Here is an 18866-nt window from a genome sequence, read left to right on the forward strand (position 1 = left end):
TGCCATCTGGAGACGAAAAACCTCATCCCGTTCCTTGCAATGCCGGTCCTGCTCCTTGCCGTGGAAGCCGGTGCCCTGCTGCTCTCGCTTCCCGTGCAGGCAGCCGGTGTCGTGGCATTCGAAGACCCCGAATCAATGGCGAATCCGGTCATCTTCATCGGCATCATGCTCGCCTTCACAGCGCTCATGCTGGTCCTGATCCGGTACGACCTCAAAAAAGTGATCGCGGCAGTCATCGGCATCTCGATCTTCCTGACGTTCGTCTATATCTACATGGCCATCGTGTATGCGCTGGCCGGTGCAACGGATGCTGCCACCATCATCGTCCTGGTCCTTGCCATCCTTTCCTCCATCCTCCTGTACAGGTTCCCGGAATGGTACGTCATTGACGGACTGGGTATTCTCATAGGTGCCGGCGTTGCCGCGATCTTCGGTGCATCGCTCGAGGTTCTGCCGGTCATTATCCTGCTCATCATCCTTGCAGTGTACGACGCGATCTCGGTGTACAAGACAAAGCACATGATCACGCTTGCGGAGGGTGTCGTGGACATGAAAACCCCGATCCTCTTCGTCATCCCGAAGAAGCGGGGCTATTCGTTCATCAAAGAGGGGATCGGGAAGATTAGTGGCGAGGAGGGTGCTGCCGGCGAGCGTGCGGCCTTCATCATCGGCATGGGCGACATGATCATGCCGTCGATCCTCGTGGTCTCTGCCAACGTCTTCATGCAGGGCACGCGGCTGGGGGGAATGATCAACCTGCCGGCGCTCGGTGCGATCATCGGTTCGCTCGCCGGGCTCGTTGTCCTGCTGTACTTTGTCATGTCCGGCAAGCCGCAGGCCGGCCTGCCGCCGCTGAACGGGGGGACGATCCTCGGGTTCCTGGCCGGGTGGGCGGCGATGACGGCGATGGGATAATAGCCATTCGTAAAAAAAATGCGGAGTGTTCATTGCTTATTGTAGGGAGTCAGTTTCGGGAATTTTTTCCGGAGGAATGAGCTCTGCAATTCTGGTGTTCACTCTTCCCTCCGCCATTAAAAGGACGGTTCCATGATCGTATTCCGGCGATTCTTCCCGACCACCCGGATCTTCTCATCCTCATGACCTTATCGTCAGTCGGATTTCGATGAATACTTGTGCAGGAGCGGGCATGGCAGTGCCACGGCGTTGCTGTTCAGGCCGGTAATGTTATATGATTACCTTTTTATAATGGATATCCTGCGATTTCATGGATATGGAACCCTTTTCGGGGAGTCCCAGATACTAATTACCGTTCTGTTGCCGGGATCCACGTAAACGTGGAGAGAACGCGATCGGGAATCGATTATGACATCGGGGGTCTTGAGAAAAATCTCTTCCCCGCCTCCTGCTATAGTCGTTGTCGCATTCATATTTACGTCCGCGATAGTCCATGGTTCGGTCAGGTAGGATTGAACCGTCGTGTTATTCAGCGCAATGCCAATAATGAGGGCTGTTGTATTTTCCGGGGGTATCGAATCCTGTATCCCTTCCGGAATGATGCATCCTGTCAGAATAACAAGAAAACCAATGCTGAAAAAAATGATAAGGAAATACAATTTGCTGCTCATGTTATGCCCATGTGGAAAATTTCCATGCATCTCCACACATCGTATGGCTTTCATATGGTGGATTGTCCGGCCTGAAGAATGTTAATGTTGTCAGGGAATCACTCCAGTACTGAATTCCTGAATTATAAAACAGATATTCATTTTTAAATATTGAATTAGTTGCATCCTGGGAAAATGGATTAGTACCATCAGCGAAGATTTCATTTGCACAATTATATTTTGTCTGGCGGTAATAAAGGTGTCCATCTCTGACCCACGTACCATCAATCATTATATGGTAGACATACCCGGCGGAATCAAGGGTATTCGTCACATAAATCCGGTACGACGTGGATTTTGAAGAAGTTGTAGTCCCATTGAATCTGTATTCACCTTCATCATTGTCATAGGTAAAGTATTGTCTGCTCAGATTATTGATGGATCTAATAACTCCCGCTTCTGTCCAATCATCCTGTCCATTTGGTTTAACCTTGCCAAACAGGACCGGCCGGGAGAGCCCTCCTGGTATACCCCCCTGCCGGTAAAAGACTCCCACAATGATCGGAGCGGGATAACGGGAGCGTCCGCTGGATCCGGTTCGCATACTCCAATTTCGCTGGTTTCCGTTACCGGAATATCTTCCGGCGTCACATCCACACCGGGACCCCCGCCGTCCGCTCTCCGTTTCATCCACGTTCTCTGTGCAGCGTGCGCTACACACACGAGAATCACCTGCATGAGCAGTAACCTCGCGAAGCACTGCGCCTCACGCGGCGGGTGTGTAATCCGCCGGATCTTTGTCATCACGAGGTGTCCGGATTCGCGTTGCATTGTGATTGGCTTATGTTGATATATTGAGGATAAATATTTGATGGTTGAATGTGAATTTTTTGTATACAGTCCCCGCACCCGGGAGCACGATGGCTGACGCATCGCAGGGCCGGAGATCATGATACGCCATTGCGAAGCGCGGAACTGAAAAGAATCACGTGCAACACTCATCGCAACCTTGAATGCTTCCCCTTTCTCATAGTACACTATTGGCGATGAAGTCCGCCATCAATTGCCCCTTCGGCTGATGACTTCTACCAGAATTCAGGTAGATGATGCCGATGATCCCCTCACGGGAAACCACAATCCGGTATATTCTGGAGCGGCGGTGCGAATCCGGCGGGTACTGCTTTTACCGGCTCGATGAGCCGAACGCCGGTGACACGTATTACGCGCTTGCAGCCCTCGCGATTCTTGATGCACGGCCTCATGAAGATGAAGCGACCCGACGGTATCTTCACGCATTCCAGCGCGGGGACAGTTCGTTCCCGAATGTCAATGTCGGTCATGCCGTGATCCGGAGCCTGGCCCTCCTTGGGGAACGACCGGCCATGGATCCGCGGGACTGGATCCTCAGCGCCATGGTACCCCCGGGGGATACGTCCCGGCCGGTCGAATCCTCGTCGCTCTTCGAGCCGTTGTACCATCTTACGGGGTTGTGCCGGCACCTGGGGATCGAAGTGCCCCCCGGCAAAAAGGACGAGTTGCTCAGGGCAATCCTCCGGTACCGCCATCCCGACGGCGGCTTCGGGGAGCCGTTTTCGACCATGATCGAGACCGCCCATGCGCTTTCTGTCCTTCAGGTTCTCGATCCGTCATCGCCCCAAAAAGAATCAGGAACCTTCCTTACACAATGCGAGGACCCGGAGTACGGTTTCCTGTCCGTACCAGGTGCCCGGCCCGCGTTCCTCGAACACATCCATGCCGGAATTCTTGCCTGTTCCCTGACCGGGTACCCCTCGCCAGCGTTCGGGCGCTGCAGGGAATTCATCGTGAAGTGCATCCGTGAGAATGGCGGGTATTGCCGGTCAGTCTTCGGGGGATCGGCAACGCTGGAGAATACCTGGCTTGCCGTGACGGCGATGAAGATGATGGATGATCTGGACCGGGGCGTGGCAGTGAATCTCGCCCGGAAACCTGCGGAACGGTGCTGCGACTGAGGTGCCGGATGAGCACAACGTTCTTCTGCCCGTTCTGCGGCATATCCGGCCAGGAGGCCGGCGAAGTCTGTACCAGGTGCGGGAAGTCGCTTGATTCCTGGAAAGAACATCCTTTCGAGGAACGATTGCTCCTCACCCTCCGGCATCCGATCACGGAACAGCGGATGCTGGCGATCCGGATCCTCGGCCAGCGGAGATACGAACGGGCCGTCCCCTTCTTTGCCGAAATGATCGCGGCGGGGCAGGATGTGTATACCCTGCGTGAAATTGTTTCGGCACTTGCACGGATCAACTCTCCGGAGAGCCGGGCGCTTGCAGACCGGCTCGGGAAGCATCCTTCTCCGGTTGTCCGGGAAGCCTGTGACCGCGCCGGAGTGGGGTCCGGAGAAGGAGGAGCACGATGAAATCGCCGGTCAAACCGAAACTCATGCGGATCCTTCTCGATGGCGGGCCGCACCGGGAGATCGATCTTGCGACCGGGGTTGGTTTCACCAGGATCGTGACAATCCGGAAACATATCGACTCTTTTGAGCGGGCCCGTTTTATTCTGCGGAAACGCGACGGGGAATCCGGCTGGATATGCCAGCTGAACCTCTCCCGCGATGCCGTGCTGAAGATCTACGGCTACCCGGAGTTCGTGCTTCTCCGCCCGGAGATCCGTGAACAATCCTGGTTCTCCCCGATGTTTACCGGGAATTATTCGTTCCTTCCGGATCCGCTTCCTGAAATGCTCCGCAGGATGATTGTGCAGTCCCACACGTTCTTTGAGACCATTTCCCGGTATGATACGCCGGAAAAACTCCGGGAAACCTTCGGGCCAGCCCTCCTCCTGAACCGTCTCGCCGGGGTGGAGGACCCGCTCTTCAATGACCGGTATCTCCTGTACCAGATCTTTGTTCACGCGGTCATCCGCGATATCGGGCACGGGGGCCTGGGCAGCGGGTTTGCACAGCTCCTCGACGAGAGCCAGGAATCGCTGAAAGCACAGTTCGAAAAGGCCGGCAGCCCGGATGGCAGTTGACGGCGGACCTCATCGCCCGTATACAAGAACTACGGGTGAAGGATGATTTATTGGTATTGTAAAAAAGGGGCCTTTTTCAGCCGTTCCGCAGCACCGCACCCTTATCCGCCTGGCTGACCAGCGCTGCATACCGGGCAAGGACACCGGTCACTGTTTTTTTCCGCAGTTTGGTCTCCTCCCGGCGTTTTTTGAGGATCGTTGGCGGAACAAGCAGATCCACGCTGTCGGCATACAGGTCGATCTGGATCATGTCGCCTTCCTTCACGAACCCGATCGGGCCTCCTGCTGCTGCTTCCGGTGCCACGTGACCGATGCACGGCCCCCGCGTGCCGCCCGAGAACCGCCCGTCCGTGATCAGGGCGACCCGGGTATACCCCTGCCCCATCAGTGCAGACGTTGGGGAGAGCATCTCCGGCATCCCGGGAGCACCCTTCGGCCCTTCGTACCGGATGACAATGACGTCGCCTTCGCGGATCTCCCGCTTCAGGATGGCACGCATGGCCTCCTGCTCGCCGTTGAAGACCCGGGCGGGACCCTTGTGTTTCCACATGGTATCGTCCACGGCACCGCACTTGATCACCGCCCCGTCCGGTGCAAGGGAACCCCGGAGTATTTTGAGGCCGCCGGCTTCGTGTACCGGCGCGTCAAGCCGGGTAATGACCCGCTCGTCCTTCACCGGGTGCTCGCGGGCTATGGCTTTCACCTTCTTCCCGGAAACCGTGATGGTATTGTCCAGCGATTTCACGAGCCTGTTCATAACCGCCGGGACGCCGCCGGCATGGAAGAGAGCCTCCATGGAGTGCGGGCCGGCAGGCTGCATGTGGCAGAGGTGCGGTGTTGAACGGGCGATATCGCGGAACGTATCAAGCGTGACCGGGACCTCTGCCTCCTGCGCAACTGCCATGAGATGGAGCACCGTGTTGGTGGAGCCGCCGAGCGCCATGTCCACCCTGATGGCATTGGCAAAACTCTGCGGTGTGAGGATCTGCCGGGGCAGGATCTGTTCCTGAACGAGCGGCACGATCCGTTCCCCTGTTGCGCGGGCAAGCCGGAGTTTTTCCGCGTGGACGGCCGGCGTTGCTGCGCAGCCGGGAAGGGACATGCCCAGCGCCTCGGTCATGCACGCCATGGTGTTCGCCGTATACAGTCCCTGGCACGACCCGCAGCCGGGCATGGCTGCACATTCGAGCGTGCACAGCTCCTTCTCTGTCATCTTCCCGCCGGCATGCCGGCCAACACCCTCAAACACATCGATGAGCGAGAGTTCTTTGCCGTCAAGGTGGCCGGAGAGCATCGGCCCGCCGGTGATGACGATGCTGGGAATATTGAGCCGGGCTGCCGCCATGAGCATCCCGGGGATGATCTTGTCGCAGGTGCCGACACAGACCAGCCCGTCGAAGCAGTGGGCGTTGGCCATCAGCTCGATGGAGTCCGCGATATTCTCGCGGGACGGGAGGGCGTTGCGCATCCCCTCGTGCCCCATCGCGATCCCGTCGCATATCCCGATGACCCCGAACTCGAACGGGACGCCGCCCGCTGCCGTGATGCCTTCCCGCACTTTCTGTGCGAGCGTGCGCAGGTGGACGTGGCCCGGCACGATATCGCTCCACGCATTGGCAATCCCGATGAACGGCAGGTCCATCTCGCGGTCGGTGACACCGAGCGACCGCAGCAGCGAACGGTTGGGCGCCCGCTGGTTCCCTTTTTTTACTTCATCGCTTCGCATATCACAACGATGTTGAACCGGCATGGTCATAATATGAATGATTGGCATGAATGGCAATAACACAAGAATTAAATATCATTTGTTGGAAATATACTTCTCGCAAAACCTACATGCACGGCGATGAAGTCCGCCGCATTCCCGCCGCTCAGGCTGATGACTTCTACCACACTGCGGAATATCCGGGTCCGGCAAACCGGGGGAAGATCGTCTGCTGACACATCCCGTGTCTCCTTCCATTGTTCCGGCCCTTTCATCCGCTTCCAGAGGTGTCCCATGCCAACTGCCGATGTTACCAAGATGCTCGAACGGATCAGGAAAGATGATGTGAAATTTGTCCGGCTCCAGTTCACCGATGTACTGGGCATGCCCAAGAATGCAGCAATCCCGGTCGCCCAGGCCGAGAAGTCATTGACCGAGGGGACATGGTTCGACGGGTCTTCCATTGAGGGATTCACCCGGATCGAGGAATCCGACATGCTCCTCAAGGCCGACCCGGCTTCGTACGCCGTCCTTCCCTGGCGCCCGGAAGAAGGAAAGGTTGCCCGCTTCATGTGCGATGTCTATACCTACGGCAACAAGCCGTTCGAGGGCGATCCCCGGTATGTCCTGAAACGGATGATGGCCGAGGCCGCAAAGTCCGGGTACACGTATTACACGGGTCCCGAGCTCGAGTTTTTCCTGTTCAATCTTGTCAATGGAAAACCATCAACGGAGTTCTCGGACACCGGAGCGTATTTCGATCTCGCACCGAACGATGCGTCCGAGAACGTCCGGCGCGAGATCGTTCTTTCCCTGACAAAGATGGGTTTCGAGATCGAGATGTCCCACCACGAGGTTGCAGCAAGCCAGCACGAGATCAACTTCAAGTACACGGATGCCGTCACGACGGCCGACCGTGTGATCACGCAGAAGTTCGCAACCAAGGCAATCGCTCTCAAGTACGGCCTCCATGCATCCTTCATGGCAAAGCCGATCGCCGGGATCAACGGCAGCGGCATGCATACCCACGCCTCCCTTTCAAAGAACGGGAAGAACGCGTTCTTCGATGCAAACGGCGAGAAGGGCCTTTCGGATACGGCTCTCTATTACATCGGCGGCATCCTCAAACACGCTAAAGCTATCACGCGCGTCGCGAACCCGACCATCAACTCCTACAAACGCCTCGTCCCCGGCTATGAGGCCCCGTGCTATATCTCGTGGAGCGCCACCAACCGCTCGGCCCTGATCCGCGTTCCCGCGGCACGAGGAAACGGGACCCGTGCGGAATTCCGCAGCCCGGACCCGATGTGCAACCCGTACCTCACATTTGCCTGCATGCTTGCCGCAGGTCTCGACGGGATCAGGAACAAGATTATGCCCCCGGACAGCACCGACCGCAATATTTACCACCTCAGCGATAAAGAGCGCAAGAAGCTGAAGATCGAGATGCTCCCCGGCAGCCTCGCCGAGTCCCACCATGAGCTTCTCAGGGACAAGGTCATCTGCGATGCCCTCGGGCCGCACATCGTCGACACCCTGACAAACATTGCTGTTGCCGAAACCGATGCATTCCGGCTCGCGGTCCACCCGTGGGAGATCGACCGGTACCTGGCAACCTACTGATCTCTTTTTGCGGTATGACTGGGAAGCGATGAAGGTATCTGCTGACATTCCGTTTTCAAATCATCGGTTCCCATGACCGTATTGCCGGAATCCCGGCGACGGTCAGCGCACCGGTATGATGGTTTGGTCATGGATAGAAAGCGAAATACATATCTCATGATGCCGGAAATTACTGTTCATCAGAAATAATCCGGCGATGAAGTCCGCCTTAACTGCCGTTTACGGCTGATGACTTCTGCCACGAACCGTATCATCATCCTCGCGGAATGGAGCGGAAGAACGTTTGTGTCGGGGATCCCGGACCGGTTTCCCGCTCTCTTCCAGCCTGTCGGGGATACGCTCGTGGCATGCAATCCTTTGCGCCGAACCCGGATGAAGGATGGAACAGCATTGAACAGGCAGCACGATCGTTATGAAGCTCACCATAGAACCGATTGAAGATCTCCCGCTGATCCATGCGGGAGATGACCTCCCTGCACTGATTGCCGGACGCGTTGCTCTTGACGATGGAGATATCGTGACCATCGCGTCATCGGTGTACTCGAAGGCGAAGGGGCATACCCGGCGGCTTGCCGACATAACACCCACGCCCCGGGCGGTACGGATCAGCAAGATGACCGGGGAAGACCCCCGGTTCCTCCAGTCCATCCTCGATGCCTCGGTTGATGTTCTGATCGAATTCCCGTTCATCCTTTCGGAAGTTGCAGGCGGCCATATCGGTGTCCGGGCCGGCGTGGACCAGAGCAACATCGAGGATGAGATGGTGATCCTCCTGCCCCCGGATCCAATGGCTGCGGCAGCGGAGGTCCGCGACGCTCTGAAGAAGATCACCGGCAGGGATGTTGGCGTCATCATCACCGACACCTGCGGGCGCGCGTTCCGCCGGGGCCAGACCGGCAATGCCATTGGCTGGAGCGGAATTTTTGCCATCCGGGACTTCCGGGGCGACACGGACCTCTTCGGCCACGTCCTGAAGATCACCGAGGAAGCCGTTGTCGATGAGATTGCCGGCATTGCCAACTTCGTCATGGGTGAGAGTAACAACGGCGTTCCGGCCGTGGTGGTGAAAGGGTGCGAGAAATGGACCGGGCACGACGACCTGTTCTTCAGCAGGAAGGAGGATTTCATCCGGCGGGCGCTGGCAGTCCCGGCACGGCCGAAGAAGAACACATAAGGAACCCGTGAGCAGGAGTATGGGCGGATTTCATGCCCGGCCACCAAAATAATGTGTTGATCGGAGGATTAGCCGGCGTTCTTGTACTTATTGCTGCCATTCTTGCAGTGAATGCTGTCATCCCGCCCCCGGATCATTCTGCCGGTCCTGTGCCGGGGGTATCAGGGCAGGATACCCGGGGCAATGTGATCCTGGGTCTGGCGATTCTCGGTATCCTAAGTACGTTCGGCCTGATCGCGTATTATTACACGAACATCAGTTTCGGCGCGGGAAAATAGGACAGAACCCGGGAACAACCCACGGAAAAAAACCGGGATTTTTGCTGGTTTTAGACAAAAGACCTGCCTCCACCGCAAGGAGTTTACATTCATCCATCACAGCAGTATGAAGGCGATGAAGTCCGCCTCCAACTGCACTGTCCGCGACTAATGACTTCTGTTCTCAAACTGCGGATGGAGGTTGAACGACATGAATCCTTTACCTGTTACTCTGGCGTGTGCCGGTGCGGTGACGGGTTTATGCGCGACCCTGCGTAAAAAGAACCTTCAAGTCAGATCCCGGCAAAGGAATACTACCAATCCGAACTGGTGATGGGGTTCCACCATGAACCGCTTTTTTCAAAAGCTGATGACTCCTGCAACATGCCGGTGATAGTGTGGAATCCGTCAGTGCAATTCCGCTCCTTATGGGGCTTTTGATCTTCTTTGCCAGCCTGATCTCGCTCCGGCTCGGGCTGTCTGTCGCTATTGTCGAAGTACTCCTGGGGGCGCTCATGGGCAACCTCGGTTTCGTCCACACGGAACCATGGATGCTCTACCTCGCCACCTTTGGCGGAATCATCCTCACGTTCCTTGCCGGAACCGAGATCGATACCGGCCTGATGCGGGAGAAATACCGTGAGAGTTTCCTTATGGGATTCTTCTCGTTCCTCTGCCCGTTCCTCCTGGTCTTCTGGTACACGTATTTCATCGACGGCTGGACCCTGCAGGCCGCTCTCATCGCCGGCACCGCCCTCTCGACAACATCGCTTGCCGTGGTTTATTCCGTCCTTGTCGAGAGCAATCTCTCGCGCCACGAATTCGGGAAGATCATCATGGCCTCGACCTTTGTCACGGATATGCTGACTGCGATCGCCCTGAGCGTGCTCTTCCTGAAGCCAACGGTCTATACCCTGCTCTTCGTCGTCATCTCTGTCGCGGTTATTGTCATAACCATTCGCTATTCCCACCTGCTCTTTGAGCACCCGATGATCCGGAACAAGGTCATCGAGCCGGAAGTGAAGTTCGTCTTCCTCCTGCTGCTCATCTTTATGTTCTTTGCGGGTCTTGGCGACGGGCAGGCTGTCCTTCCGGCATTCGTGCTCGGTCTTTTCATGGGTAAGACCTTCACGGCCGGACAGGGGTATGTCGAGATGGCCGGGATGAAGGCGATGAAGATGAAGCTCCGTACCGTTGCCTACGTCATCATCACCCCGGTCTTCTTCATTGTCAGTGGGCTGAACGTCTCGGTTCCGCTCATCACGAGCGCCGCAGGCCTTTTTGCCATGCTCCTCATCCTGAAGCTGATCGGAAAGTTTGCCGGGGTCTATGAGCTCTCGAAACGGTACTGCCACAAGGCTGAGATGTACACAACACTCCTCATGTCTACCGGCCTGACCTTCGGGACCATCGCCAGTGTCTTCGGGCTCCAGCAGGGATATATTACGCAGACCCAGTACTCGGTTCTGGTCGGTGTCGTGATAGCGACTGCCGTCATCCCGACCATCATTGCCGAGAAGTGGTTCCGGCCGGTCCATGCCGAGGATATGGGCGGGATGGAACCGATCCGTTAGAAGGAGTGGGGACAGTGCAACATGTTTTCCGGACAATGGTTCTCCAACAACCGGAGAACGTAATGGTATCGGCCATCGGGATACCTGAAGGACGGATTGCAGACCTGCCGGAAGCGGCCGGGCCGGAGATCCGGGCCGGCGGGGATAGTGACCGGGCAACGGATATGGCACCGGCGGACACAGGGACGTACGGGATGGCTGTTGTCCGGGATGTCCCGCGCCAGGTAAAATCCGGGCGGTAAGCAGGAATACCGTGCATCCTGCAGTATGTTATTGTCCCGGAACAGACAATCACCATTAAGAATGCGGCGATGAAGTCCGCCGTCATCCGCCCTCCGGGGATGATGACTTCTGGTGCAGGAGTTAGTCATGGAAAAAGAAGGGTGGCTCAACCGGACCGTCCTTGGCGCCGGCATTACGAGTTTCTTCTCTGACCTCGGCCATGAAGCGGTGACGGTCCTGCTCCCGTCATTCCTGATCGCGCTCGGGGCACCGGTGTACGCGCTCGGTATCATCGAGGGGATCAGCGACGGGGCATCGAGTTTCGTGAAATTGCTCTCCGGCTATCTCTCGGACAAGCTGGGGAAGCGGCGGGAATTCGCCCTTGCAGGGTATGTCGCAACCGGCATCTTCCCGGCAATCGTGGCAGTCGCAGCAGCCTGGCCGGTTGTCCTCCTCGGGAGAGTCGTCGGCTGGATGGGCCGGGGAACCCGTGGCCCTCCCCGGGATGCAATCCTCGCAAAGTCGGTGGAGGAGAAGGATCTCGGGAAGGCATTCGGGTTCCACCGGGCGGGGGACACGCTCGGCGCGATTGCCGGGCCGGCCGTGGCATTCCTGCTGGTCGCGTACATGGGGACACGCGAGATCTTCTGGCTGACCCTGATCCCGGGATTTCTCGCCATACTGACGTTCTGGTTCTTCGTGCAGGAAAAAGATCCGGCACCTTCCGGAGACACGCGTACGCTGGTCACGTCGCTGAAGGAACTGCCGGCCGGCTTCAGGAAATACCTTTCCGCGATCCTTGTCTTCGGGATTGCGGATTTCTCCCACACCCTGCTGATCGCATTTGCCGTGGTCATGCTCACCCCTTCGCTCGGGTTTGGGCAGGCCACGGCAGCAGGGGCGATCCTGTACATGATCCGGAACATTGTCTATGCCGCTGCGTGTTACCCGTTCGGGGCCCTGGGGGACAGGTTCGGCAGGAAGAAACTGCTCGTGGCCGGGTATGTGATCGCCGTCCTGACCTTCGCCGGGTTCGTGCTTGCCCCCCCGGATCCCATTGTCTATGGAATCCTCTTCGCGTTGTGCGGGATATTCATCGCTGCCGAGGATACGCTGGAGAGCGCTGTTGCCGGGGAGATGATTGAGGAGAAGCAGCGGGGTCTCGGATTCGGGGCGCTCGCGACCATGAATGGTATCGGGGATCTCTGCTCGAGCATTCTCATCGGGTTCATCTGGGCGTTCGTTGGCTATAGTGCCGGGTTCACGTTCGCGGCGATTGTAGCTGCGGCAGGCACGATCATGATGGCATTCTGGGCGAACGGGCACGGGCATGCATGAGAAAACGATGGGAAATGCATTGTTTCTCCGCGCTGAGAGAAAACCCAAAGGGGAGCGCACATTCCGGATGATCGGGGGCGAACCGCTGCAGACAGGTTTTGCCAGGGATCTCTACAACCAGATATTCCTCGGGATACCAACAGGTTCAGCACCGGCACAAGAACAGACAACCGGAGTATCCCGGTAAAAAATTCCCGGGCGGTCCGGTTTGCCAACCCCTTTTTTCACGGTCCGGGCATGAACGGTACCCTGAACTCAGAGAACCACCGGACGGGAGAACGTCACCGGTCTTCCCCTGCAACGAAAAAAGGGAGCCTTCAGTACCCGCCCATACCGGGTGGCATCCCGCCCATGCCCCCCATCCCGCCCGGCGGCATTCCGCCGGCACCGGGCGCCGGTTCAGGGGCCTTTGCCGATGCAACGATGTCGTCGATACGAAGGATCATCACGGCCGCTTCTGCCGCGCTGGAGATGGCCTGGGTCTTCACCCGCAGCGGTTCCACGACTCCGGCCCTGAGCATATCGGCAGGTTTCCCGGTATCGGCATTGATGCCGAAGGTCTTCTTCCCGGCCTCGTGGGCCGCCCGCATGTCGACAAGGAGGTCGATGGGATCGTGACCGGCGTTCTCGGCCAGGGTCCGGGGAATGATCTCCATCGCGGCTGCAAATGCCTCGATGGCGAGCTGGGCACGGCCACCGACCGTTGCCGCATACTCGCGAAGCCGGAGCGAGAGCTCGGTCTCGGGGGCCCCGCCTCCGGGAACGATCTTCTTACCTTCAATCACAACGGAAACCACCATGAGGGCATCGTGGACGGCCCGTTCGAGCTCATCGACAACATGTTCGGTTCCGCCGCGGATGACGATGGAGACCGCTTTCGGGTTTTTGCACTTTGATACATAGATCATCTCGTCGCCGGAGATCTTGCGCTCCTCCACGAGGCCGGCAGTACCGAGATCCTGTGCGGTTATTGCGTCGATGCTGTTGACGATGGTGGCACCCGTTGCCCGGGCAAGGTTCTCGCAGTCGCTCTTCTTGACCCGGCGGACGGCGAGGATACCAGCCTTTGCAAGGAAGTGCTGGGCAACGTCGTCAATTCCTTTCTGGCAGAAGATGACGCTGGCGCCGCTCGCAACCACCTTGTCCACCATTGCCCGGACCATGTGCTCCTCTTCGTCGAGGAACGCCTGCGCCTGCCCGGGGGTCGAGATCCGGATGGTTGCGGAAACCTCGGTCTTCTTAAATTCCAGCGCGGCATTGAGGACGAGGATCCGGGCATTCTTCACCGTCTTCGGCATAGCCGGGTGGGCCCGTTCCTTGTCGATGACCATGCCCTCGATGAGCTCGGTGTCGTCAACCGAGGCGCCGGCCTTCTTCTCCACGTTGATGTGGGCAAGATCGGCCTTCCCGTCCGGATCGGTGACCGATACAACGGCTTTCACGACCACATCGCAGAGCCAGTCTTTCTGGACCTCCGCGTTCTTGCCGGTCAGGGCAGTACCGGCGATATTTTTCAGCATCGCCGTGTCGGTGGGTTTTACCGCGATGGCGATCCCTCCGAGTATCTCAAGCGATTTCTCCGCCGCCATCCGGTACCCCTCTGCTATGACCGTCGGGTGCACCTTCTGCGCGATCAGTCCTTCGGCATTCTTCAGGAGTTCCCCGGCGATGACCACCGCGGATGTCGTACCGTCGCCGACTTCGTTGTCCTGGGTCTTTGCGATCTCGACCATCATCTTTGCCGCAGGGTGCTCGATATCCATCTCCTTGAGGATGGTGACACCATCGTTGGTTATCGTGATGTCGCCCATGCTGTCGATAAGCATCTTGTCCATGCCTTTCGGGCCGAGCGTTGACCGTACGGCCGATGCAACGGCTTTTGCGGCCGCGAAATTGTTGTTCCGGGCTTCCTCTTCCCGGCTCCGGGTTGCTCCTTCCTTGAGGATCAGTATGGGTTGTCCCCCGAGTTGTTGTGCCATGATTTACCTCATCTGATAATAATTGGTAATCCCTGTATCTGCAAAACAGAAGTCATCAGTCGGGATTCCGGCGGTTGACGGCGGACTTCATCGCCACGTGACTGAATATCGTTGACTGTCGTTCAAATAAAAGGTTTCTTTCACAGGATGTCAGAGGATTTCCGGCCGGGAATACCCTCCTCAACCCTGTATCATGGCCCGGTGATGCCATGTGCGGTCTTCTCTTCAATCCACTCCAGCATCACGCCCAGCGCAAGCCCGATGTTCCCGATCTGGCAGTGGTTCTGTGCCTGCGTCTCCCGCGTGAAGATCCTCGCAGTCACCGACCGGGCGTTCTTCAGGGCGTTCACCTGCAGCTCATGTATCTTCAGCGGGATGAAATGATCTTCAGCTCCCGTGAGGATCAGGACATCCTGCTTCACGAGCTCCGGGTGCTGGTTCGCGCCGTTGAATTGGAGGAGGACTTCCGATGCGCCTGTTGGCGAAGGGTTTTTCGTGATGTACATCAGGTTGCTGATCCCCCACCGCTCCTGGTAATTTGCGTTCATCTTGAGCCGGGCGAGCCGGTCCATCAGGCGGGGGAACCGGAGCAGGATCCCTGCCAGCCACCGGACCGGCCGGGGAGGGATGAGCATATAGTCGAACGCGATGCTGGACGCGATCACCCGCCTGATTCGCGGCTCGAACGCGGCTGCACGGAAACACAACCAGCCGCCCATCGAGATCCCGAGCAGGGTGACGTTCTCCAGCCGGAAATGATCGAGAACCGCTTTCACCGGCTTCTCCCACTCGTGCGTCAGCGGAAGACCGGATCGTTTCAACGCAGCGCCCTGCCCCGGTCCCTCAAACAGGATCACGTCATACCCGTGCGAAGCAAAGAACGTGGCGCAGGAATACCATTCCTCGATGAATGAGTCGAACCCGCCGTGGATGACGATCGATCCCTTCGCCGCACCCTGCATCGCGGGAACGCGGAGGGTGGGAAGGAATGTTCCCGCGTACGGGACCCGGTGCCGTTCGAACGGCTCGCCGGCGAATGCCCGGGTGTAGAACAGGCCGGAGAACCGGTCATAGAGGCGCTCCTTGTCCGGGTCTGACGGCAGCACAAAGAACTCGGCAGCACGATAATACAACGCGGCATTGATCCACCGATCTTCGGCTTCAGCTTCTTCCGCAAGGCCGGTCATGACACTTTTCCAGTCATCGAATGTCCGGACCTGTCGGCCGGCCTCCTGCATGTCTTCCAGCCGGGCATACCCCAGCGAATACCAGCGATTGAGCTGGTAATTGATGATCGTCACGGGACTGAACGCGAGGTACCCTGTCGGGAAAACGAACTGCATTACGGTTGTTCCTCCCGGGTGCATTGCACGGCCGGGATTACCAGCCTTGTTCCGTACATGTCCGAAACCTCATCATCTCCGGCATCGCACCTTCCGGCAGGAAGATGAGAAAACTAACAGTCTCGGTGACCCTGAACGCGGTATTCGCGGGCTTCATCAGGGCAACGGCCGGATTTTACGAGAAGATCGAGGTTCTCGAAATCCTGCGGGAGGATACCGCGAAAGGGTACACGCTCGGCATTGCCAGGATCCTGCTCACGGAAGAACAATCCCCTGATAAGGTCCGGTTCCCTCCGCATTTCCGGATTCTTGATACGTTCGAGTCCCACGGCCGCGAACATGTCTGCCTGGTGAAAGTCAGCATGCCGCCGCAGTTCCGGTCGATGCTGCACTGGACCGATGTCGACGTGGTCTGGGAACGCCCGCTCCATTTCACGCAGAAGTCGATCACGTTCAGCTGCACCGGCCCGGAACCGGCGCTCGAAAAGGTCATGCAGTTCGCCCGGTTCATCGGCACGGTCACGTCGGTCGCGTACGAGGCAGCTGATTACCGGGGGTACCGGATCCTCCCGCAGCTCACAGAGAAGGAACGGCTTGTCCTTATGGCAGCAATTGGTGACGGGTATTACGAATACCCGCGGCGGATCAGCGCAACGGAACTCGCGGAGAAGCTCGGCTACAGCAAGTCCACGCTGATCGAGTACCTTCGCAGGGCCGAGAACAAGGTCATCACAACGGCCTGCACGGGCGATCTCTGAACCGGCGGCCCGGAAAGGGTTTATAGGCGTCTTTCCCATCAGATTTCATGAAAAAGGGGAGAAAAACCGGGAAGGAAGATACCGGCAGCGGGAAGGCCGGTGATGACGATCCGGGATCCTTTAAAATCACCGGTGACATGATCGGGGCAAACCCGGACGGGATCGATGCTATCCGTCTTCTCCAGATAATTGCCGCGGGGATTGCAGCGGTTGTCCTTGGATGGGCGGTTCTCGACAGAATCCTGAATGTGATCTGACATTATCGCAGGTATCCGGAAGGATCCGCTTTTTTCCATGTTTCCAGGTCCCCGGCATGGTATACCCTGACGGTCACCTTCCCCCCATGCCGGAGCCGCTGCACCTGCTGCCGGTGCATGACCGGATCGTGCCGGAGATCATGGATCAGGAAATACTCGTGGATGGTTTCGAGGAACGCGATCTGCTGGGAGAGGTAGGCGTTCTCGTATTCCATCACCTGCCGGGCAAGGACCAGGCTTTCGTCCCCGGAGAGTTCCGCATCGTAATGCCCGTGCCGGTACTTCCGTGCAAATCCCCGCCACCGTACCGATCCTGAAGTATCGGCTGACCGGCGCGACATGTGGGGGTAAATCCGGCAGCCGGAGAACCGCTTGTCATAGATCCGGCACCGGCCATTGTCGAGGAACCAGCAGGAGCCGGTTGTATCGTCCCGCATGCGGAGGGCATAGCCGGAGACGTACAGCGTCCCGTCCTGGTCGCAGAATTCCGGATCGGGGGCCGGGACGTATGCGGCAGGGTCGATCGCTTGTACTGCCTCCACATCGCGGTCAAGGAGGAAGATATGGCTGCTGACCGCTTTTGTGCAGCATGCACCGCACCCGGCACACCGGAACCGCGATGCCCGGATGCCGGCAGCCAGGTGTTCCGGGGAACAGGAATAGAGCCGGTTCCGCTCCTGCATGAGGGCAATGATCCGGTACGGGACAGGAACGGATACAGGAGGAAGAAGTCCCGTATTCATTCCTGGTATGTCAGATGATGTCATGCACCCGCCCTGCTCAGAACAGCCACACCTTCTTCGGCTCGAAGTCCGTCAGCGCATGGGAATAATCGTCAAACCACCGGGCGATCGGGTTCGACCGGAAGACCATGAACTTCCCGATGTCCGCTCTCTCCGCCGCCTGGTGGTACCGCATGAAGACATGTTCCGCGGTCCTGCCAACAATCTCGATCTTGCCGGTAGCATGGGACATGACGAAACGGGCACGTTTCGCAAGCCCGGAGCAGGCCTGCCACGATTTCTGGAGGATCTCGTAGGACTCCTCGAGCGGCACCTGGAACAGGGAGTTACCGGTCGTGGGCCGGCACTGGAATACATAGTAGGGAGAGATGCCGGCAAAGGAGAGCGAGCGGAACAGCGTTGTCAGGGTCTCGGGGCTGTCGTTGATACCGCTGAGGATCGGGGTCTGGTTGACGACAACGACACCGGCCTTCTGCAGCGCTTCGGCAGCCCGGATCGATATGTCAGTCAGTTCGCGGGGATGGTTGAAATGCGCCATCAGGTAGATGCGTTTCTCCGGCGTGCTGTACCGCGAAAGAACGTACGTGAGGTCCGGGTCGTTGAGGATCCGGTACGGGTTGTAGGCAAGCATCTTGCTGCCAATCCGGATGATGCCCACGTGCGGGATCTCCCTGAGTTCGCGGAGGATCTTCTCGAGCCGCCGGGTTTCCAGCGTGAGCGGATCGCCACCGGTCAGGAGGACGTTGGTAATTTCCGGGTGATTTCGGATGTATTCGATATTTGCGGAAACGTCTTTCACTGTCTCGCGTTCGCAGGTCATGAAGAGGCGTTTCCGGAAACAGAAGCGGCAAATACCGCCGCAGACATCGGTGAGCAGGAGAAGGCCGGTCTGGTCATATTTATGCTGCAGGCCGGGTTGTTTTGTGTACTCTTTCTCGCAGGAAGGATCGGCAGATCCTCCTTTCCGGAGTTCCTGAGCATCAGGAACCACGATCCTCCGAAGAGGGTCGTGCCCGTCTTTCCAGTCGATCAGGGAGAGGTAGTACTCGTTGGAGCGGAACGGGAACAGGTCCGTCACGGTCTCCAGTTTCTCTCTCTCCTTGGGGGCGAGCCCGACAAGGTTGTCGAGTTCGGATACAGATGTGATATACTTTGGTATCATCGCTTTACCTCGTTTGGGGGGGTAGTGCTCTGCCCGTCAGAGGGCCAGGGGTTGAGCGGCGCGTAAAATCATGGATGATAGTAACAGAATTTCATTGAACCTGCTGCATCGCTCAGTGACCTTCCCTTGGGGCTCATGTTTTAAACCCTTTCTG

General features: G+C 57.9%; 20 protein-coding genes and 7 riboswitches. Of the genes, 13 read left to right on the forward strand and 7 right to left on the reverse strand.

Annotated elements, in window-relative coordinates:
• The first annotated feature begins 6 nt into the window (after positions 1-6).
• Positions 7-915 (forward strand): presenilin family intramembrane aspartyl protease PSH, encoded by a 909-nt coding sequence (locus tag A4E33_RS03005; protein WP_292346290.1) that lies wholly within the window; start codon positions 7-9, stop codon positions 913-915.
• A 308-nt stretch (positions 916-1223) separates the two neighbouring features.
• Here A4E33_RS03005 and A4E33_RS03010 read toward each other — a convergent pair whose 3' ends face one another.
• Positions 1224-1640, reverse strand: a complete 417-nt coding sequence (locus A4E33_RS03010) for a hypothetical protein (protein ID WP_292346198.1) — start codon at positions 1638-1640, stop codon at positions 1224-1226.
• Positions 1588-1857 carry a hypothetical protein gene (locus A4E33_RS03015; RefSeq protein ID WP_292346199.1) on the reverse strand — a complete coding sequence of 90 codons (270 nt, stop codon included), beginning with the start codon at positions 1855-1857 and terminating at the stop codon, positions 1588-1590. Before A4E33_RS03015 ends, A4E33_RS03010 begins: the two co-directional genes overlap by 53 nt.
• 741 nt (positions 1858-2598) lie before the next feature.
• A riboswitch (Fluoride riboswitch) is annotated at positions 2599-2660 on the forward strand.
• An 8-nt stretch (positions 2661-2668) separates the two neighbouring features.
• Between A4E33_RS03015 and A4E33_RS03020 the strand changes: the two genes are divergently transcribed.
• Genes A4E33_RS03020 through A4E33_RS03030 form a run of 3 tightly spaced genes read left to right on the forward strand, consistent with a single transcriptional unit; the run spans position 2669 to position 4577 of the window.
• Complete coding sequence (locus A4E33_RS03020; protein ID WP_292346200.1) at positions 2669-3556, forward strand: prenyltransferase/squalene oxidase repeat-containing protein; 888 nt, start codon at positions 2669-2671, stop codon at positions 3554-3556.
• Positions 3557-3564: 8 nt separating this feature from the next.
• Positions 3565-3960, forward strand: a complete 396-nt coding sequence (locus A4E33_RS03025; RefSeq protein WP_292346201.1) for a HEAT repeat domain-containing protein — start codon at positions 3565-3567, stop codon at positions 3958-3960.
• Complete coding sequence (locus A4E33_RS03030) at positions 3957-4577, forward strand: hypothetical protein (protein ID WP_292346202.1); 621 nt, start codon at positions 3957-3959, stop codon at positions 4575-4577. Before A4E33_RS03025 ends, A4E33_RS03030 begins: the two co-directional genes overlap by 4 nt.
• A gap of 76 nt (positions 4578-4653) precedes the next feature.
• Here A4E33_RS03030 and ilvD read toward each other — a convergent pair whose 3' ends face one another.
• The gene (gene ilvD / locus A4E33_RS03035) at positions 4654-6303 is read right to left on the reverse strand and encodes a dihydroxy-acid dehydratase (RefSeq protein WP_292346203.1); all 1650 of its coding nucleotides are present in this window, start codon (positions 6301-6303) and stop codon (positions 4654-4656) included.
• A 107-nt stretch (positions 6304-6410) separates the two neighbouring features.
• Positions 6411-6473, forward strand: a riboswitch (Fluoride riboswitch).
• 103 nt (positions 6474-6576) lie between these two features.
• Between ilvD and glnA the strand changes: the two genes are divergently transcribed.
• From glnA to A4E33_RS03070, 7 genes are all read left to right on the forward strand, one after another.
• Complete coding sequence (gene glnA / locus A4E33_RS03040) at positions 6577-7905, forward strand: type I glutamate--ammonia ligase (RefSeq protein WP_292346204.1); 1329 nt, start codon at positions 6577-6579, stop codon at positions 7903-7905.
• 183 nt (positions 7906-8088) lie between these two features.
• A riboswitch (Fluoride riboswitch) is annotated at positions 8089-8150 on the forward strand.
• A gap of 167 nt (positions 8151-8317) precedes the next feature.
• Entirely contained in the window at positions 8318-9079 is a 762-nt protein-coding gene (locus A4E33_RS03045) for a coenzyme F420-0:L-glutamate ligase (protein ID WP_292346205.1), read from the forward strand.
• Positions 9080-9111: 32 nt separating this feature from the next.
• The gene (locus tag A4E33_RS03050) at positions 9112-9357 is read left to right on the forward strand and encodes a hypothetical protein (protein ID WP_292346206.1); all 246 of its coding nucleotides are present in this window, start codon (positions 9112-9114) and stop codon (positions 9355-9357) included.
• 102 nt (positions 9358-9459) lie between these two features.
• Positions 9460-9524: riboswitch (Fluoride riboswitch) on the forward strand.
• Between the two features lie 132 nt (positions 9525-9656).
• Positions 9657-9723: riboswitch (Fluoride riboswitch) on the forward strand.
• Between the two features lie 11 nt (positions 9724-9734).
• A complete protein-coding gene (locus tag A4E33_RS03055; RefSeq protein ID WP_292346207.1) occupies positions 9735-10910 on the forward strand; it encodes a cation:proton antiporter in 1176 nt (391 codons plus the stop codon).
• A 62-nt stretch (positions 10911-10972) separates the two neighbouring features.
• Positions 10973-11152: a hypothetical protein gene (locus tag A4E33_RS03060; protein WP_292346208.1), complete on the forward strand. Its 180-nt coding sequence runs from the start codon at positions 10973-10975 to the stop codon at positions 11150-11152.
• 56 nt (positions 11153-11208) lie between these two features.
• Positions 11209-11271, forward strand: a riboswitch (Fluoride riboswitch).
• An 8-nt stretch (positions 11272-11279) separates the two neighbouring features.
• The gene (locus A4E33_RS03065) at positions 11280-12470 is read left to right on the forward strand and encodes an MFS transporter (protein WP_292346209.1); all 1191 of its coding nucleotides are present in this window, start codon (positions 11280-11282) and stop codon (positions 12468-12470) included.
• Complete coding sequence (locus tag A4E33_RS03070) at positions 12463-12657, forward strand: hypothetical protein (RefSeq protein WP_292346210.1); 195 nt, start codon at positions 12463-12465, stop codon at positions 12655-12657. The genes A4E33_RS03065 and A4E33_RS03070 overlap by 8 nt, the downstream gene beginning before the upstream one ends.
• 130 nt (positions 12658-12787) lie before the next feature.
• On the opposite strand, the gene thsA is transcribed toward A4E33_RS03070, so the two are convergent.
• A complete protein-coding gene (gene thsA, locus A4E33_RS03075) occupies positions 12788-14449 on the reverse strand; it encodes a thermosome subunit alpha (RefSeq protein ID WP_292346211.1) in 1662 nt (553 codons plus the stop codon).
• A gap of 39 nt (positions 14450-14488) precedes the next feature.
• Positions 14489-14553: riboswitch (Fluoride riboswitch) on the reverse strand.
• 87 nt (positions 14554-14640) lie between these two features.
• On the reverse strand, positions 14641-15792 hold the full coding sequence (locus A4E33_RS03080; RefSeq protein WP_292346212.1) for an alpha/beta fold hydrolase: 1152 nt from the start codon (positions 15790-15792) through the stop codon (positions 14641-14643).
• 104 nt (positions 15793-15896) lie between these two features.
• On the opposite strand from A4E33_RS03080, the gene A4E33_RS03085 reads away from it, so the two are divergent.
• Positions 15897-16550, forward strand: coding sequence for a helix-turn-helix domain-containing protein (locus A4E33_RS03085; RefSeq protein ID WP_292346213.1), 654 nt, complete (start codon positions 15897-15899; stop codon positions 16548-16550).
• Positions 16551-16597: 47 nt separating this feature from the next.
• A complete protein-coding gene (locus A4E33_RS03090) occupies positions 16598-16807 on the forward strand; it encodes a hypothetical protein (RefSeq protein WP_292346214.1) in 210 nt (69 codons plus the stop codon).
• Between the two features lie 2 nt (positions 16808-16809).
• Here A4E33_RS03090 and A4E33_RS03095 read toward each other — a convergent pair whose 3' ends face one another.
• Together A4E33_RS03095 and A4E33_RS03100 are read right to left on the reverse strand one after the other, a co-directional pair.
• Entirely contained in the window at positions 16810-17574 is a 765-nt protein-coding gene (locus A4E33_RS03095; protein WP_292346215.1) for a YkgJ family cysteine cluster protein, read from the reverse strand.
• Positions 17575-17587: 13 nt separating this feature from the next.
• A complete protein-coding gene (locus A4E33_RS03100; protein WP_292346216.1) occupies positions 17588-18712 on the reverse strand; it encodes a KamA family radical SAM protein in 1125 nt (374 codons plus the stop codon).
• Positions 18713-18866: the final 154 nt, after the last annotated feature.

The sequence above is a fragment of the Methanoregula sp. PtaB.Bin085 genome (assembly GCF_002067035.1).
Taxonomy (GTDB): domain Archaea; phylum Halobacteriota; class Methanomicrobia; order Methanomicrobiales; family Methanospirillaceae; genus Methanoregula.